The organism is Vibrio sp. HI00D65 (assembly GCF_001635455.1).
GTDB lineage: Bacteria > Pseudomonadota > Gammaproteobacteria > Enterobacterales > Vibrionaceae > Vibrio.
The window spans coordinates 129,702-148,109 of record NZ_LWEH01000159.1 but is presented as its reverse complement, the minus strand read 5'-3'; the positions used below and the strand labels follow the sequence as shown (position 1 = coordinate 148,109).

Sequence of the window (18,408 nt, the reverse complement as noted above, 5' to 3'; positions counted from 1 at the left end):
CAGTTAGCATTCAACTATTCAACTTCAGCGTTCTTTATAAGAACTCAACAAACTTAGAGAAATCACGCTCTGGCACTTTCATTGGCGTACAGCCCGGACTACCTAGATATAGGAAACCAACGATCTCGTCGTCGCCTTCTAGACCGAATGCTTGATGTACTTCTGGGTGGAACATCCATTTACCTGAGCGCCAAAAGCCTTGAAATCCTTGAGCAACAGCCGCCATTTGCATCGCTTGCGCCGCGCAGCCTGCAGAAAGATGTTGTTCAATCGCTGGTACTTTCTCATGCTCGGTGACTTTCGCAATCACGGTGATCACCATAGGAGCTCGGAACGGTGCCTTTTTCACTTTCTCGATCACTGCTTCTTCGCTGTCTTCCGCTTCAGCAGCACGAACCAAGATATTAGATAGCTTTTGTAGCCCTGAGCCTTGCGCGATAACAAAGCGCCATGGTGTAAGTGCACCATGGTCAGGGGCACGCAAGCCCGCTTTGATGATGTTTTCTAACGCGACACCTTCAGGTGCTGGATCAGAGAGTTTTGCGATAGAGCGTCGGTTGAGCAGTAGATCCAAAGCATCCATTTGAAGTCCTTACTATTTCTTAATTATTTCTATACTTGAACTTTAGCACAGAATACAAACGATAATAAATCTCAACGACTGCTCATTTGACCTAAATTAGAAACAATAAAGGCTCCTAAATCTATGACTTAGGGGCCTTGTTCAAACATCTATCTAGCAGATTAGATAAGCATATTTACCGATAAGATTAAGTCTTGATAGTTTTATCTATAACTTAATCGCTAGTTCAACACCTTGACGGATAGCGCGAACAGCATCTAGCTCACCAGCATAATCAGCACCACCAATCACGTGTAGTTTGCCACCGAACTCTTGCCACATATCTTCAAACGGTCTCACCGATACTTGACCTGCACACACGATAACCGAATCAGCATCTAACACCTGATCTTGCTTACCAACGCTGATGTGCAGACCTTGGTCATCAATTTTGTTGTAGCTCACGCCACCCAACAGATTCACGCCACGTTTTTCTAGTGTGCGTTTGTGAATCCAACCTGTAGTCTTGCCAGGTCCTTTACCAACACGACCCGCTTTACGTTGCATCACCCAAACCGTTTTGTCACTGAATGAATCCGGGTAAGGGTACAGACCACCTGGGTGTTCCATATTCTTGTCAATGCCCCACTCATGCAGCCAATCGTCTAGACTGTGTGACGTTGGCTCGGTGAGCATGGTTGCCACATCGACCCCGATACCACCAGCACCAACAATCGCGACCTTTTCGCCTACTGGTGTCTTTTCGCGAATCAAGGTTTGATAGTCAACCACGTTCTCGTGATCAATACCTTCAATATTCAGTTTTCTTGGCTCTACACCTGCCGCCATCACCACTTCATCGTACTTGAGCAGCATTTCAAACGTGGCTTCAGTATCCAGCTTAAGATTCACACCCGATGCATCGATTTGGTTGGCAAAATAACGAATCGTTTCTCTAAATTCTTCTTTGCCCGGGATCTGCATTGCTAGTCTAAACTGACCACCGATACGATCGTTCTTCTCAATCAAGTCAACTTTGTGCCCGCGTTGAGCCAAAGTCGTCGCACAAGCCAAGCCTGCAGGGCCTGCGCCTACAACCGCTATTGTTTTAGTCGCTGGTGCAGGCTGAACGACAATTTCAGTCTCGTGACATGCTCGCGGGTTAACCAAACAACTCGCGCGTTTCCCTTTAAACACGTTATCAAGACACGCTTGGTTACAACCGATACAGGTGTTAATGTACTGGGCTTGGTCCTGTGCGGCTTTGTTAACGAAATCAGGGTCAGCCAAGAAAGGGCGAGCCATAGAAACCATGTCGGCCTGACCTGAGCTGATAATGCGCTCTGCTTCTTCTGGTGTATTGATACGGTTACAGGTAATCACTGGGATAGAGACATACGGCTTCACTTTTTCAGTAACCCAAGAGAAGGCACCACGTGGTACTTGTGTCGCGATAGTCGGAATGCGCGCTTCGTGCCAACCGATACCGGTATTGATAATAGTAACGCCTGCCTCCTCAAGCTTTTGAGCCAGCAACACAACATCTTCAAAGGTACTACCTTGCTCAACCAAATCCAGCATCGACAGTCGGAAGATAATGATGAAATCCTTGCCCACAGCTTCGCGAATCGATTTCACGATCTCTAGCGGGAAACGCATACGCTTATCATAAGAACCGCCCCACTCGTCGTAACGCATGTTGGTACGCTTACAGATGAATTGGTTAATCAAATATCCTTCAGAGCCCATTATTTCAATGCCGTCGTAGCCTGCCACTTGAGCAAGTTCGGCACTGTTGGCAAAGGCATTGATGGTCTTTTTGATTTGGCGAGGGCTCATTTCACTTGGCGCAAACTTGGCGATTGGTGCTTTTATACCCGAAGCACTTTGCGCGAATGGGTGCATTGCGTATCGACCAGCGTGAAGTAGCTGCAACGCAATTTTCCCGCCGTGCTTATGTACCGCTTCGGTAACAACTTGGTGCGCTTTCGCGTGCTTAACTTTGCTGAATTCAGCACTAAACGGAGATAATCTGCCACGTAAGTTCGGAGAAAAGCCGCCTGTAACAATTAGGCCAACGCCTCCTTTTGCTCGCTCTTCGTAAAACGCGGCGAGTTTATGCAGGCCTTCTTTATGCTCTTCTAAACCTGTGTGCATTGATCCCATCAATACACGGTTTCGTAACTGAGTAAATCCAAGATCGAGTGGTTCAAGTAAATGTGGGTACATGGCAGACATCACTTCTGTTATTTATCCTTGTGGTCTGACCACAGTATAGCTCAATCACCAAAAGTTCAAACGGCCGTTTACATTTTTGTAACACCGATCATAGTGCTGAAGGTATTAATCGTTCAGAAGCCCTTAATTTGACTACACTTAATGAGAATATAAATCGATTAACGCTTCTTGGTATAGTTTGAGTTAGGGAATTATCGTAGGATACTAAGCAGTTCATATGATTGAGATTAATGGTACTGCTGCTTTTTAAAGCGACATAATCTCACTGCGGAGACAGAATGAAAAAAATATTCAAATTTATAGGCATGCTCTTCAAAGGGATATGGAAGCTGATTACGTTTGTTCGTGTTGCGCTTGTTAACCTAATCTTCTTGCTCAGTATTGCCGTTATCTACTTTGTGTACTTCCACTCAGACACAGTGCCGCCAACCACGCCACAACAATCTGCTTTAGTGCTAAACCTGTCAGGTCCGATTGTTGAACAAAGCCGCTATATCAATCCGATGGATTCCGTTACCGGTTCGCTGCTGAGCAAAGATCTGCCAAAAGAAAATATTCTCTTTGATATCGTTGAAACCATTCGCTATGCCAAAGACGATGACAATGTAACAGGTATTGTTTTGGAACTTAAAGAGCTGCCAGAGACCAACCTAACTAAACTGCGCTACATCGCTAAAGCCTTAAATGAATTTAAAGCTTCAGGAAAGCCAATTTATGCGGTGGGTGACTTCTACAACCAAAGCCAATACTACCTAGCAAGCTACGCAACTAAAGTATACATGTCGCCTGATGGTGGTGTACTTCTTAAAGGTTACAGCGCTTACTCGCTTTACTACAAAACCCTATTAGAGAAGCTCGATGTGAACACTCATGTGTTCCGCGTGGGCACTTACAAATCCGCGATTGAGCCGTTCATTCGCGACGACATGTCTGACGCAGCCAAAGAGTCGGCATCACGTTGGTTGGGTCAACTTTGGAGTGCTTACGTTGATGATGTGAGCAATAATCGCCAAATTGATGCGAAGACACTCAATCCAAGTATGGACACTTTCTTGAAAGAGCTTGAATCTGTCGATGGCGATATCGCGAAACTAGCGGAAAAGCTTGGTTTGGTGGATGAGCTAGCCACTCGCCAGCAAGTTCGGCTAAAGCTTGCAGATGTGTTCGGTAGTGATGGTCAAGACAGTTACAACGCACTTGGCTACTACGAGTACCGTGCAACTATGCTTCCAGACATGAGCAGTGAATCACACGATGTAGCTGTGATTGTTGCTAGCGGCGCTATTATGGATGGCAAACAGCCACGTGGCACCGTGGGTGGCGATACAACCGCGGCTCTACTTCGCCAAGCTCGTAACGATGACAAAGTTAAAGCCGTTGTTCTTAGAGTGGACAGCCCTGGCGGCAGCGCATTTGCTTCAGAAGTTATTCGCAATGAAATAGAAGCGATTAAGCAAGCGGGTAAGCCTGTAGTTGTGTCAATGTCTAGCCTTGCCGCTTCTGGTGGTTACTGGATCTCAATGGGCGCAGACAAAATCCTCGCTCAACCAACGACGTTAACTGGCTCGATTGGTATCTTCAGTGTCATCACTACCTTCGAAAAAGGCTTAAATGATATTGGTGTTTACACTGATGGCGTTGGCACATCACCGTTCTCAGGTCTTGGTATCACCACGGGCCTAACTGAGGGCGCGAAAGATGCGTTCCAGATGAGTATTGAACATGGCTACCGCCGATTCATCGGTCTGGTTGGAGAAAATCGTGGGATGGATGTTGATGCGGTCGATAAAATTGCTCAAGGTCGCGTATGGACAGGTCAAGACGCTATGCAAAACGGTTTAGTCGATGAAATTGGCGACTTCGATGACGCGATTGCAGCCGCCGCTTCACTTGCAGAACTCGAAAGCTACAACATCTACTGGGTAGAAGAGCCTCTTTCAGCCACTGAGCAGTTTATTCAAGAATTTATGAACCAAGTTCAGGTGTCGATTGGCCTTGATATTCAGTCAATGATACCAAGCAGTTTGCAGCCTGTTACGCAACAGTTAACTCAAGATAGCCAACTATTAAGCAACTTTAACGACCCACAAAGCCGTTACGCTTTTTGCTTAAACTGCCAAGTTCAATAATTCAAGCTCAACGCTTTATTATCAAGAGGCGCCTCTGTGTGAGGCGCCTCTTTTTATTACATAATAATTCGCTATAATCGCCCACCTGTTCCCTACATCACACTAAAGTAATAATCGCCATGGAAAGAAAACACATCTATATCGCGTACACAGGCGGCACAATCGGCATGCAAAAATCGCATGATCACGGCTATGTCCCTGTTGCTGGATTCATGGATAAACAGCTTGCTGGTATGCCTGAATTCCATCGCCCAGAGATGCCCGAGTACACCATCCACGAATACTCGCCATTGATGGACTCTTCAGACATGACGCCACTTGATTGGCAAACTATCGCTGATGACATCCGCGCGAACTACGACAAATACGATGGTTTCGTTATCTTGCACGGTACTGACACCATGGCCTACACCGCTTCTGCGTTGTCTTTCATGCTAGAAAACCTTGGCAAACCAGTGATTGTGACGGGCTCTCAGATTCCGCTTGCTGAGCTACGTTCTGACGGCCAAGCAAACCTACTGAATGCACTGCACATCGCGGCGAATTACCCAATCAACGAAGTGACCCTGTTCTTCAATAACAAATTAATGCGTGGTAACCGCAGCACCAAATCACACGCAGATGGCTTCAATGCGTTTACCTCTCCAAATCTTAATCCGTTGTTGGAAGCTGGTATCAATATCCAGCTAAGCAACAATGTTGTGGTTAACGAGCAACCTGAAGGTGAGTTCAAGGTTCATAACATCACACCGCAACCAATCGGCGTAATCACTATGTACCCAGGAATCTCTCACGAAGTGATCCGTAACACATTGCTGCAACCTGTTAACGCGATGATCCTGCTGACTTTTGGTGTTGGTAATGCACCACAAAACCCAGAACTGCTTCAGCACCTAAAAGAGGCGTCAGAGCGTGGGGTTATCGTAGTGAACCTAACTCAATGTTTAGCAGGTAAAGTGAACATGGGTGGCTATGCGACAGGCTGTGCTTTAGCAGAAGCTGGAGTTGTTAGTGGTTATGATATGACTCCTGAAGCCGCACTAGCGAAACTTCATTACCTATTAAGCCAAAACCTAAGCTACGAAGAAGTGAAAACTCAGATGCAGCAAGTACTGCGTGGTGAGATGAGCTTGTAAGCTCGTTAAGGTTCACCTTGAGGAGCTACTATTCTATGAAAAGAGCAGCAGTTTAACGTGAGCTAAATCGTTTTATTATTTATAAATAAACGACTTAACGTAAAAGGGGTGGCACTGCGCCACCCCTTTGTTGTAATTTAAAGCCTAATGATTTGGGTTAACTCTCACAATATCTTCTTGATCTGACTTAAACTGTTTTTTGAGTTCAGATTTAGACTTAAAGCTAATTTCGCCACCAGCAGCAATTGTCATGTGTTGAGCTTCAGAGTTATGTTTAGATTGGTATAACATAACCGCCTGCATACACGAATCACGCTGCTCTTTGGAAAGCGCTGTTCCTTCTGGCCATTTACCCGTTTCAACTGCGTAGGTTAAACGTTCGTAGACCTCGGGTGTCATTGCGCTAAGAAGTTGTTCTGCATCCATGGTAAAGCCTTAGTTTTAACAATTTTCATCAGAAAATAACCCGTAACAGAATTGAGTCAAGAACCTGACCAATAATAAGTGCATTTGATCACAAGTGAAGGAATATGAAAATTATGAAATGGTTGGCAATTGGCTTATTACCTTTCACTCTGGTTGGGTGTCTTGAAGGAAACAAAAATACCGACCAGCTGTGCCAGAGCAATCCTGGATTGCGATGCGAACAGCTAAACATGAACGACGGACAGTGCCGCGTGGCGCGTACTGACCTTATCTGGCATCGCTTTGAAGTTCAAAAACACCCAAGCGAAATCAATAAGATCAAAGAGTTCGAATTAGTCACAGCCTATAAAAAATGTCTTGAGCTTGCCGCACAGATAGAAACGATCGATCAATCTAAACTTCAAGAACGTCGTTTTACTTCTTTAATGCACAGCATCGAAGAGTCTGAACGTATTGTCAGTGAACTGTCTCAATCAGACACGCCAGAAACACTTTACTTCTTGTGGTCACAAACCGGAGATACCAACGCTAGACGCAGTTTCTTAAAACTGGAAGGAACGGAAGCGTTAAATACAGCAGAGATGCAATATGCCCTAGCAACGTTCTACACCACTCGAGACCATGTTAAAACATTAAAACTGCTTAATAACGCATTGACCTTATCGAGTAACTCGAACGTCAACACCGAAATTTTTAAGTCGATGGCTAGTATTAACCACAGCTTAGGTAATATGGAAGAAGCGTATGTATGGGCAATGGTCGCTAAAGACTTTAACGTACCTATCGCCTCTGAATTTGAGCTTTCAGTTTTCTATCGTTTTGAAAAGCCAAAATATAAACAGCTAAATCAAGACGCAGACAAAATCGTTGAAGCGATAGAGGATGGCACTTACACGCCTTCCATCGTACCTAGCTACTGATAGAGCGATAGCACTTTTCTAACGCAAACGTCATTTGATTCTCTCTTAAAATAAAAACAGCGACCATGGTGGTCGCTGTTTTTATTTGTACTAAAGTTAACTCTCAAGTCTTGAGTTATTCATGACTGTTTCATCGATAAATGCGATCTGTAAGGATTAAACATTAGTTACAGGTTATTTCGTACTTTCGTCATTTTTGTTGAAAATTAACGACACAGAATTAACACAAAAACGTTCGCCAGTTGTCTTCGGACCATCAGGAAAAACGTGACCTAGGTGGCTATCGCAGGCACTACAACGAATCTCTACGCGCTTCATTCCGTGACTTAGATCTTCTATATAGCGTACTGCTTCGTCGTTGATTGGTGCATCAAAACTCGGCCATCCACATCCCGAGTCATATTTATTATCCGACAGAAATAAAGGGGTTTGACAACATGTGCAGCTATAAACACCTGTCTTATGGTTGTGTAACAATTTTCCGCTAAAAGGGGCTTCAGTACCACGTAAACGACACACTTCAAACTCATCGTCCGTTAGGCGCTCACGCCAGTATTCATCAGGCTTTATCATGTTTTTTTCCTTTTGAATCACGTTAATATCTCCCCACATTATCGCTTATTATATTTACTTTTTTCTATAAAGGCTTGCATATGAGTCGTTTTGTAGCACATACTTTCTCACAAGAAAACATTGTACATATACACTCATAAGTGAATCGTCATTTAGAGGTATTTTACCCAACTGGAAGGGCACAGAACCATTAGCAATGGTCAATTTTCAACCACTTACACTCAATTGTTAAGAAAAGCGTCGCTTTTTTTTGACATTAAACAAGTTAAGTCGGATTATCTATTGCAGATTTAGACTGGATTCTGTAATTTTACTACCAGTTATCTTTAATCAGAAATTAAGTTGTGGAGCAACTACAATGACTATCAAAGTAGGTATTAATGGTTTTGGCCGTATCGGTCGTTTCGTATTCCGTGCATCTGTTGAGCGCGCAGACATCGAAGTAGTAGGTATTAACGACCTTATCGACGTAGAGTACATGGCATACATGCTTAAGTACGATTCAACTCACGGTCGTTTCAACGGTACTGTTGAAGTTAAAGACGGTAACCTAATCGTTAACGGTAAAACAGTTCGCGTAACTGCTGAGCGTAACCCAACGGACCTTAAGTGGGACGAAATCGGTGTTGACGTTGTAGCTGAAGCAACTGGTATCTTCCTAACTGACGAAACTGCTCGTCAGCACATCACTGCTGGTGCGAAGAAAGTTGTTCTAACTGGTCCTTCTAAAGACGCAACTCCAATGTTCGTTATGGGCGTTAACCAAAACACTTACGCTGGTCAAGACATCGTTTCTAACGCTTCTTGTACTACTAACTGTCTTGCTCCTATCGCTAAAGTTCTTAACGACAAGTGGGGCATCGAGTCTGGTCTAATGACTACAGTTCACGCTACTACAGCAACTCAAAAAACTGTAGATGGTCCTTCTGCTAAAGATTGGCGCGGTGGCCGTGGTGCTTCTCAAAACATCATTCCATCTTCAACTGGTGCTGCTAAAGCTGTAGGCGTTGTTCTTCCAGAACTAAACGGCCTTCTAACTGGTATGGCTTTCCGTGTACCTACTGCTAACGTTTCTGTAGTTGACCTAACTGTTAACCTAAAAGAAGCTGCATCTTACGAAGCAATCTGTGCTGCAATGAAAGAAGCTTCTGAAGGCGAAATGGCTGGCGTTCTAGGTTACACTGAAGACCAAGTTGTTTCTCAAGACTTCATCGGCGAAGTTAACACTTCAGTATTCGATGCTAAAGCTGGTGTTGCTCTAACTGACAAATTCGTTAAAGTTGTATCTTGGTACGACAACGAAATCGGTTACTCAAACAAAGTTCTAGACCTAATCGCTCACATCTCTAAGTAATTACTACTTAGATAGCGTTTAGCTAGACTGTCTTTGAGAAAAGACTGAAAAGAAAAGGCGGCTCTAAAGTCGCCTTTTTTGTACCCGTTGTTTATGAAGCACTTCTGCACCAATGAAGATGATGCTTAACAAATGGCACATTTTTCCGGTACGAGATTCAATTCAAATGCGAGAACTACCCGACTTTTTGCTTGAGTTTGAGCATCTCGAATTTGAATTCAATTTCCCTTAAGAAGGATTATGTAATGGATTTATCAACTCTTCCTGCACTGGCTGTACTTTCAGACAACGTGACAATAGTTGAGCACCAAGGTGTAAGACTGGTTCGTGTTATCCACGACAAAGCAAATGCTGCCATTTCATTGTTCGGTGGCCATGTTGTGTCATTCCAACCACAAGGCCAAGAAGACCTAATTTGGATGAGTCAACAAGCTAAGTTTGATGGCAAAACAGCACTGCGTGGTGGTATTCCAGTATGTTGGCCTTGGTTTGGTCGCATTGCTGCACCAGCGCACGGTTTTGCTCGTTCAAGTGAATGGCAATTAGTTGAACACCGTGAAAGTGAAGCGGGTGTGATTGTCAGCTTAGGCCTGAAACCTAGCGAAGAGACGTTGGCAGTATGGCCTCATCAGTTCGACGCTCAATTAAATGTTGAGATTGGCAATGAGCTTAAAGTGACTTTGGATGTGAAGAATACCGATGAGCAACCATGGACTTTCTCTGGCGCACTGCACACTTACCTGAACGTTGTAGACATCCATAACACAACCACCACGGGTATGGGCGCTGAGTACATCGACAGCCTGCAAGATGGCAAAATCTGCCAAGGCGGTACTGAGCTTATGCTAACCGACACCATTGATCGAGTGTACACTCAACCAGAAGCTCAAATCTTGGTTACGGACAAAAAACTTGAGCGTACTCTATCGGTTGAAAACCAAGGCCATAACTCTGCGGTTTTATGGAACCCATGGGCAGAAGGTGCTGCTGGGATGGGTGACATGCAAGACGATGGTTACCTGACCATGCTATGTGTTGAATCAACACTGCACGCGCCAAGTTTAGAAGCAGGCAAAATACTTCAGCCTGGCGAGAGCCACCAGCTGATTACAATGATTTCTGTTCAGTAACCTGTTCAGGAAACTATTCAGGAAACTGTTCAGTCATCAGTTCACTACGCAAGACACATTAAAGGCCGGTTCACTCCGGCCTTTTTATTGCTTTCAAGCGGCTAACGATCAAGCTTAACTCTGAGAATATCGAACTAACGTCTCTCTATAGAGTGACAGCAGCGCTTTATCATTTACTTTAATCCCGACCTTCTGCGCCGGGAATGAACTCCACTCATCATTCATGTAACTGCGCTGGTCGCTTTTCTGGATGGTCATGCCCTCTGCAGGTCCATCAGTGACCACTCTAATCGCACCACTTCGACACTCAAACAAAGAAGGTTGGATGGCATAAGCAATGGCTGATGGATCGTGAACGTGGCAGCCTTCCATTCCCACTTTTTCGGAGTAGAACTTCAAATAGTAACGGCTTATATCCCAGATGAACTGCCCGACCTCTCCAGCATCATCTCTTAATTCATCCAAGTATTGAGCAGTAAAGAAGCTCTCTTCTGTTACATCAAGCCCGATAACCGTTACAGGCCATGATGCCGTGAAGACCTTGTCTGCAGCATGAGGATCATCGTGTATGTTCGCTTCAGCAAACGGCGTCACATTGCCTCTGTGGTCATTTTCGCCAAAGGCTCCGCCCATAATGACCACTTCCTTAACCAATTCGACAATGTCAGGGGCAGCTTCCAGCGCCAAAGCAAGGTTAGTGAGAGGTCCTACAGCCACGAGTGTAATCTCTCCCGGCTCAGCACGAACACTATCAATAATGAACTGATAAGCGGGCTTCTCAATCTCTGAAACATCTAACGCGCTTGGTGCTTTCACATCACCAAAACCAGTTTCGCCATGTACGACTACAGTAGCGCCAACTGGGTCTCTGACTAAAGGCTTATCTGTGCCCTTTGCCACCAGCGCATTCATACCAAACTTTTGCTTTAGATAAAGCGCATTCTGAGTGCCGTTGCCTATCGTCGCATTGCCATAGACCGTCGTAATCCCCACCAGCTCAATCTCTGGATGAGCTTCAGCAAATAAAATGGCCATTGCGTCATCGATGCCTGGATCTGTGTCGAGGATAATTTTCTTCTTCATATCAGTTTCTTATTCACGCTATTGAAGAGTGAACCATACCCAGAAAAACGGCAGACAAACGTGACCGAAATCGAAGCAATGATTTTTAATGTTGTCAGCCCCAACACTCCGTATCTCCAAAGCCACTATGGTGGCTTTTTTATTTAGCCTGACGGAGTCCTTTTTGATAGAATCTGCCGCCCTACTCTATGCTCTGAGATCGTCATGCACTACCAATGCCCTCTGTGTCACCAACCTTTATCTCAAAACGATCGTACGTTTAAGTGTGAAAAGAACCATCAGTTCGATTTAGCAAAAGAAGGCTACGTCAACCTGACGCCTGCACATCATAAACGTTCAAAAGATCCAGGTGACAACAAAGAGATGATGCAAGCACGTCGTCGTTTCCTAGAAGGCAACCATTACAATCCTATGCGCCAAGCTGTTGTCGGATTATGCTCTAGCTACCTGCCAGACACAGATCCTAGCCTGTTGGATATTGGCTGTGGCGAGGGATATTACACCAATGAAATCGCGTTGAGTCTTCAAGATAAAAGCGGTGCGATTTTTGGTCTAGACATTTCTAAGATTGCTATCAAATACGCGGCTAAACGCTACCCAGCAGTCGACTTCTCTGTTGCCTCTAGCCATCGCATACCCTTTGCTGAAAACAGCTTAGACGGCATTCTACGCATTTATGCACCATGTAAGGCAGAAGAGCTCCAACGCACAATTAAAGACAATGGTGTCGTGATTACAGTAACACCGGCAAGCCGACACCTATATCAGTTGCGTGACGCGATTTATGATGGTGTGCGTTTACACGATGAAGATCCTGAATTGATCGAAGGTTTTACTCTTGAGTACCAAGAGCATCTAAACTATATGATGGAACTATCGGGGTCTGATGCATTCGACCTGCTACAGATGACGCCGTTTGCTTGGAAAGCGACTGAAGAGTTTAAACAACAACTCACCAACGCAGAGCAATTCAACTGTGAAGCTGACTTTATGCTAAGAGTGTATCGCAAATATATTTAATTGATATTGATTATCGTTTGCATTGAAATCTCATCTTGCCTCCTTTAGTATGCGTGTTCTTCAAGGAGGCATTTCATGCAACGTATTATTCTTATCGGATTAGCCACTCTTCTCACAGCTTGTGCTAATCAACCCTCAGAAAACAGTTCTCAAAAAGTAGTTCAACCGGAAACCGTTTCCACCTACTACGATTACCAGTTTGCCTCACCACAAGGCGAAGCACTCTCACTTAATGCTTTACCTCAAGAGTTGCTAGACGCTGACGTCATTCTTATTGGCGAATGGCACACTCACTCCGCCATCCACCGCTTTCAGACTGACTTCTTAAAAGCGCGTCAAAATGCAGACTCAAACATTGCCCTATCAATGGAGCAATTTACCCGCGAGCACCAAAATACGCTTAACCAATACCTAAATGGTGAAATTGGTGAACAGGTCCTTATTTCCAAGGCTGCCGCTTGGCCAAATTACGAAAGCGATTACCGCGCACTAGTAGAGTTCGCAAAAGCGAATGACTTAGATATTATCGCGGCAAACGCGCCCAAAACCTTTGTTCAATGTATTGGCCGTAAAGGGTTACCGTACCTAGACCAACTTTCTACAAAGCAACGTGACTGGGTGGCCGATGAAGTAAATACTGGCGATAGCCCATACAAAGACAAGTTCATGGCATCGATGCACCACGGCACACCTGAACAAACTGAAAAGCAGTTTGCCGCTCAAGTGACTTGGGATGAAACCATGGCGGAGTCGATTGTCGATTACCTAGCAACGAACCCTGGTAAACAGGTTATTCATGTCGCAGGTAAATTCCATACTGAAGGTGGTTTAGGCACAGCCGCTTCTATCTCGCGTCGCAATCCTGACCTGCAAGTTGCCATCATCACACCAGTCGAAGCCTTGTCTTCGGATTCAAGTGATTACCAACTACAAGTATTGTCTCCACCCGTGCGTTTTGTTCAGAAAGAGAACCGTATGAAGGCATACAAACACCTCTCTAAACGCAGCTCAGACCTACAATGTGACTAAGCTCGCTTAGCTTCTTAGGTTAAACATAGGTATCGGCATAGGAATTGCTTATTTAACAAGCAATTTTGATCAAGCAGAAGAAAATGTAATGTGCGAATAAAAAAACATCACTATCGATGATTAATTGCACAAGTTTTTCACACCTCTGCCGATACTATGTTTAAGGATAGGTAAGGAGATCTATATGACGCCAGTAGGAACGAGTAACACTCAGCTGTATTCACCTTCGCAGATGAACGCTAAGAGTTCAGCTAGCGAAGCTGAAAAGCCTGCGCCGCTTAAGGTTGAGCAAAACACGGTTAAGCTTTCTGAAGAGGGCAAAGCGCTCTTATCTGCTCTTAAAGAAATCGAGAAAGAAGCGAAGAAAGTTGAAGCAGAAAACGCGACCGTTACCGATAAAGTTGAATCATTTGCTCACGGCGCTCTAGGTATGGATCACCCAGACAAGATCGAAGAAGAGGATGACGGTTCTTATTCAGCGGGGCAATACTTGTCCGCAGCGGCAACGGTCGGCGGCATTCTTCTTGCTCTAATATAGCCTTACCTGCTTAGTTCTTTGATCGTATTTTATTCAAAATAAAAGCGATTTGTCGTCACGACAATAGACCCGATTAGGTCAGAAAAACGAGTTCATTCCATAATTCCGCTCTCATTTAAATGGAATAATACTCGTGAAAAACACTTTTGAGCTTATCGATAAACCAACCTTCTTTGGTGCGATTGCACTACTCCTCACGATAGTTTTCCCGCTCATTCTGTTCCCAGCTCAAGGTGCAGATTGGATTGCGATTGCGAAAACATTCATGACCGACCAACTTGGTTTTCTATACCTTGCGCTCGGCCTCGCGGCTTGTACATTTATGGTGTACGTGGTGTTCAGTGATATGGGACAAATTAAACTTGGCGAAGCTGATGAAGAACCTGAGTTTAAAACCGCTTCTTGGGCTGCAATGCTGTTTTGCGGTGGTATCGGTGCAAGTATCTTGTACTGGGGCTGTATTGAGTGGGCTTACTACTACCAATCCCCTCCTTTCCAATTAGAACCTGGCAGTGAAGAAGCAGTGCGCTGGGCTGCAACTTACGGTCTGTTCCACTGGGGACCTATCGCATGGTCTATCTACCTGATCCCGGCAATTCCTATCGCTTACTTCTTCTACGTACGTAAACAACCTGTTCTAAAGATCTCAAGTGCATTAATGCCTGTTCTTGGTGAACACCGTAGTAAAGGCGTACCAGGAAAGATCGTTGATATCCTATTCATTTTCGGCCTATTAGGCGGCGCAGCAACAACCTTAGGTTTAGCAGCTCCTCTAATCACTGAAGGCTTGAATCACCTGTTTGGCTTGCCGAAAAACAACCTGACACAAGTGACTGTTCTTTTAGTGTGTACTGCTATTTTTGCTTACTCGTCTTACGCGGGTTTAGAAAAAGGCATTAAGATCCTAAGTAACATCAACTTCTGGGGTGCAATGGGTCTATTGGCATTCGTACTGATTGTCGGCCCGACGATCTTCATGCTGGAAACAGGCTTAGATTCGATTGGTCGTCTGCTGTCTAACTTCTTCGTAATGGCGACATGGGCTGAACCATTTGGTGGCTACGGCACATTTGAAAACACGCACTTCCCACAAGACTGGACGATTTTCTACTGGGCGTGGTGGCTAGTATTTGCACCAAGCATGGGTCTATTTGTAGCGCGTATCTCTCGCGGCAGAACCATCAAACAAATGGTGTCAGGTTCTATCTTCTTTGGTTCTCTGGGCTGTTTCCTATTCTTCATGATATTGGGTAACTACGGTCTATCTCTGCAGCTTTCTGGCGAGCTAGATGTTGTAGCTGTGCTTAACGATGAAGGCGCAACCAAAGCGATCTTCTCGATGCTAGGGCAGTTACCGATGAGCACAATCGTTATCGCAGTGTTTACACTACTGTGTATCATTTTCACTGCGACTACCTTTGACTCTATCTCATACATCCTGGCTTCTGTTGTTCAGAACAACGTGACAGAAGAACCAATGCGTTGGAACCGTATGTTCTGGGCATTCACACTGTCGTTCTTACCAACGATTCTGATGTTCTTGGGTGGCTTGAGTACGTTACAAACTGCAGCGATTGTTGGTGGCCTACCGCTACTGGCTATCTCTGCGATGTTGATGATTTCAGCAGTGCGAGCAACTAGCCTCGATTTACGTCACCAAGATGCGTATATCGAACCAACCATCAATATCGAAGAGCTGCCGGACATGGACCCATGGTCAGCTGAAGGTATTGCACTGGCTCAGTTTGAGAGAGAGAGAGACGCTGCGCAAGAAGCCGCAGAGCTTGAGCGTGTTGCTTATACAGAACTAGCAACAGTGAAAAAAGAAATTCGCGCTTATGTGCTAGAACAAGGTTCACAAATGGAAACTCACGAGTTACCAGAGAACCTGCAGCAAGCACTTGAGCAGGCCGAGAGTAATCTTAGTGCCGCACAAGCGAAAAAGGTCGAGTTATCTGAGCTGGCTCAGAATGCTCGAATCGCGTTCAACCAAGTGGTTGCAGACTTACCGCTTGCTTTACTTTAGCCATGACGCTGCCCACGAGTTTCGGCCCTCCTAAATAATCCAAAGGCTCACAGAAATGTGAGCCTTTTTTATTTCTATTCCAAAGATTTGAGTTATTGCTCAATTTTATATTTATAAAATAAATATGAAACAGAGTTGACATATTAGAGTGTTTTAATCACCCTGCTTATATAAAAAGGGATAAACAATGAAGCAATTTATGAAACCTGTTATTGCCGCGGTGGCAACGTCAACAATCTCATTCAATGTACTTTCAGCAGAGATCAAAAATGTCATTCTAATGATTGGCGATGGTATGGGACCTCAACAAGTTGGCTTATTAGAGACTTATGCAAACCAAGCACCTAACTCAATCTATAAAGGTCAAAAGACCGCCCTTTATCAGCTTGCTCAAGAAGGCGTGATTGGTTCATCTCTTACCCACCCAGAAGATGCAATTGTGGTCGACTCTGCTTGTTCCGCAACCATGCTTGCTACAGGTATCTACACAGGTTCAGAAGTTATTGGTATTGATTCCCAAGGTAATCACGTAGAAACCGTGCTGGTGAAAGCAAAAAAAGCGGGTAAAGCAACCGGGCTGGTTTCCGATACGCGCTTAACTCATGCTACACCTGCCGCATTCGCCGCGCATCAGCCACACCGCTCTCTAGAAAACTATATTGCTAGCGATATGCTGGAAACAGGTGTCGATGTGATGCTTTCTGGAGGGCTACGTCATTGGATTCCTAAGTCGACCAACGACAAAGGTGAAACTTATAAGCAACTTGAGCAACTGACTCAAGGTGACGTTTACCTCAAGTCAAAACGTAAAGACGACCGAAACCTTCTTGCTGAAGCACAGAAAAACGGCTATCAGTTGGCATTTAACCGAAATATGCTCGAAAACGCAAAAGGCGACAAATTACTTGGTCTATTCGCGTACTCTGGCATGGACGATGGCATCGCATATAGCAATAAAAAGCTGAGTGGCGAGCGCACACAACCGAGCTTAAAAGAGATGACGCAAAAAGCGCTTAACGTCTTATCAAAAGATGAAGATGGCTTTTTCCTAATGGTTGAAGGCGGTCAAATAGATTGGGCTGGGCATAGTAATGATGCAGGCACTATGCTGCACGAACTGCTTAAGTTTGATGAAGCAATTCAAACGGTATACGAATGGGCAAAAGGTCGTGAAGACACCATCGTAATCGTGACTGCAGACCATGAAACTGGCTCTTTCGGCTTTAGCTATTCATCAAGTAAGCTACCAAAGCCACAAAAACGCCCGGGAGAAGCCTTTACCGATCGTGATTATGCGCCAAACTTTAACTTCGGTGCCTTCGATATTCTTGATGGTTTATACAATCAGAAACAAAGCTACTACGGCATGATCAGTGAATATCAAAAACTCGACAAAGCAGAGCAAACGCCTGAGAAATTCGCCGAGATCGTGAACAAAAATAGTGAATTTCCAATCACCGCAGAACAAGCGAAAAAGGTACTAGCAAGTAAGCCAAACCCATATCGACTGGCGCAACACAAGTACCTTTCGGAGGAGAATGTACCAGCCATCAACGATTTCGATGCCTTCTTCCCTTACAACGATCGCGGCAACCTACTTGCTCGAGAGCAAGCAACAGGTCAAAACATCGTTTGGGGCACAGGCACACACACCCATACACCTGTGAATGTGTTTGCTTGGGGACCAGCAGAAAAGATATTACCCGTATCAAAAATCATGCATCACTCACAAGTAGGCGAGTACCTTATCGAGCAAATCAAATAATCCATATTCAGCACATATATTCTTTCACGCCCTCATTTGAGGGCGTTTTTTATGCTCAAAATAGTTGACGATCTGCGTCTCAAACGCCAATATTTACAAATAATTTATAAAACAAACAACATCACATGTGTGAAATATTTGCTAGACAACCTCAGGAAAATTATCAATTTATCACCCGATCTATCCGCATTGATGGCCATGCCACCAGTGTCAAATTAGAATCGAGCTTTTGGCTAATTCTTGAAGAAATTGCTTCAGCTCAAGAGATGACAGTACCTAAGTTTATCAGTGCGGTTTACCAAGAAGCGTTAGAACACAATGGTGAAGTCAATAACTTCGCATCACTACTACGCTGTGCTTGCCTCACTTACGCGCGCCAACCGCAAACGACCCTTTCTCAAGCCTCTAACGAGCTCAGCTAAGCCCTAATTTTATTGTCGTACCCGAGTACTACCTATTGCGCGCTAAAACCAATTAGT

At 44.6% G+C, this 18,408-nt stretch carries 16 protein-coding genes; 11 read left to right on the top strand and 5 right to left on the bottom strand.

Going from position 1 to position 18,408, the window contains the following annotated elements; all coding sequences use genetic code 11:
• Positions 1–34: 34 nt before the first annotated feature.
• Both A3712_RS14260 and A3712_RS14255 read right to left on the bottom strand, forming a co-directional pair.
• Positions 35–583, bottom strand: a complete 549-nt coding sequence (locus tag A3712_RS14260; RefSeq protein ID WP_063523996.1) for an NAD(P)H nitroreductase — start codon at positions 581–583, stop codon at positions 35–37.
• Positions 584–790: 207 nt separating this feature from the next.
• Complete coding sequence (locus A3712_RS14255) at positions 791–2,800, bottom strand: NADPH-dependent 2,4-dienoyl-CoA reductase (RefSeq protein WP_063523995.1); 2,010 nt, start codon at positions 2,798–2,800, stop codon at positions 791–793.
• Positions 2,801–3,078: 278 nt separating this feature from the next.
• On the opposite strand from A3712_RS14255, the gene sppA reads away from it, so the two are divergent.
• Together sppA and ansA are read left to right on the top strand one after the other, a co-directional pair.
• A complete protein-coding gene (gene sppA / locus A3712_RS14250; protein ID WP_063523994.1) occupies positions 3,079–4,929 on the top strand; it encodes a signal peptide peptidase SppA in 1,851 nt (616 codons plus the stop codon).
• A gap of 119 nt (positions 4,930–5,048) precedes the next feature.
• Complete coding sequence (ansA, locus tag A3712_RS14245; RefSeq protein ID WP_063523993.1) at positions 5,049–6,065, top strand: asparaginase; 1,017 nt, start codon at positions 5,049–5,051, stop codon at positions 6,063–6,065.
• A 144-nt stretch (positions 6,066–6,209) separates the two neighbouring features.
• On the opposite strand, the gene A3712_RS14240 is transcribed toward ansA, so the two are convergent.
• On the bottom strand, positions 6,210–6,491 hold the full coding sequence (locus A3712_RS14240; RefSeq protein ID WP_010437067.1) for a YeaC family protein: 282 nt from the start codon (positions 6,489–6,491) through the stop codon (positions 6,210–6,212).
• A 113-nt stretch (positions 6,492–6,604) separates the two neighbouring features.
• Between A3712_RS14240 and A3712_RS14235 the strand changes: the two genes are divergently transcribed.
• Positions 6,605–7,411 carry a DUF2989 domain-containing protein gene (locus A3712_RS14235; protein WP_063523992.1) on the top strand — a complete coding sequence of 269 codons (807 nt, stop codon included), beginning with the start codon at positions 6,605–6,607 and terminating at the stop codon, positions 7,409–7,411.
• Positions 7,412–7,585: 174 nt separating this feature from the next.
• Here the strand turns inward: A3712_RS14235 and msrB are convergent, their stop codons facing one another.
• Entirely contained in the window at positions 7,586–7,984 is a 399-nt protein-coding gene (msrB, locus tag A3712_RS14230) for a peptide-methionine (R)-S-oxide reductase MsrB (protein WP_063523991.1), read from the bottom strand.
• A gap of 358 nt (positions 7,985–8,342) precedes the next feature.
• On the opposite strand from msrB, the gene gap reads away from it, so the two are divergent.
• Complete coding sequence (gene gap, locus A3712_RS14225; RefSeq protein ID WP_063523990.1) at positions 8,343–9,338, top strand: type I glyceraldehyde-3-phosphate dehydrogenase; 996 nt, start codon at positions 8,343–8,345, stop codon at positions 9,336–9,338.
• Positions 9,339–9,583: 245 nt separating this feature from the next.
• Positions 9,584–10,468, top strand: coding sequence for a D-hexose-6-phosphate mutarotase (locus A3712_RS14220; protein WP_063523989.1), 885 nt, complete (start codon positions 9,584–9,586; stop codon positions 10,466–10,468).
• A 114-nt stretch (positions 10,469–10,582) separates the two neighbouring features.
• On the opposite strand, the gene A3712_RS14215 is transcribed toward A3712_RS14220, so the two are convergent.
• Positions 10,583–11,551, bottom strand: a complete 969-nt coding sequence (locus tag A3712_RS14215; RefSeq protein WP_063523988.1) for a nucleoside hydrolase — start codon at positions 11,549–11,551, stop codon at positions 10,583–10,585.
• Between the two features lie 204 nt (positions 11,552–11,755).
• On the opposite strand from A3712_RS14215, the gene rlmA reads away from it, so the two are divergent.
• The 6 genes from rlmA (at position 11,756) to A3712_RS14185 (ending at position 18,351) form a co-directional block, all read left to right on the top strand.
• Positions 11,756–12,571: a 23S rRNA (guanine(745)-N(1))-methyltransferase gene (gene rlmA / locus A3712_RS14210; RefSeq protein WP_063523987.1), complete on the top strand. Its 816-nt coding sequence runs from the start codon at positions 11,756–11,758 to the stop codon at positions 12,569–12,571.
• Positions 12,572–12,646: 75 nt separating this feature from the next.
• The gene (locus A3712_RS14205; RefSeq protein WP_063523986.1) at positions 12,647–13,600 is read left to right on the top strand and encodes a ChaN family lipoprotein; all 954 of its coding nucleotides are present in this window, start codon (positions 12,647–12,649) and stop codon (positions 13,598–13,600) included.
• A 184-nt stretch (positions 13,601–13,784) separates the two neighbouring features.
• Complete coding sequence (locus A3712_RS14200) at positions 13,785–14,138, top strand: hypothetical protein (RefSeq protein ID WP_063523985.1); 354 nt, start codon at positions 13,785–13,787, stop codon at positions 14,136–14,138.
• Between the two features lie 133 nt (positions 14,139–14,271).
• Positions 14,272–16,164: a BCCT family transporter gene (locus A3712_RS14195; RefSeq protein WP_063523984.1), complete on the top strand. Its 1,893-nt coding sequence runs from the start codon at positions 14,272–14,274 to the stop codon at positions 16,162–16,164.
• 187 nt (positions 16,165–16,351) lie between these two features.
• Positions 16,352–17,929 carry an alkaline phosphatase gene (locus tag A3712_RS14190; protein WP_063523983.1) on the top strand — a complete coding sequence of 526 codons (1,578 nt, stop codon included), beginning with the start codon at positions 16,352–16,354 and terminating at the stop codon, positions 17,927–17,929.
• Positions 17,930–18,054: 125 nt separating this feature from the next.
• Entirely contained in the window at positions 18,055–18,351 is a 297-nt protein-coding gene (locus A3712_RS14185) for a ribbon-helix-helix domain-containing protein (RefSeq protein WP_063523982.1), read from the top strand.
• Positions 18,352–18,408 lie beyond the last annotated feature (57 nt).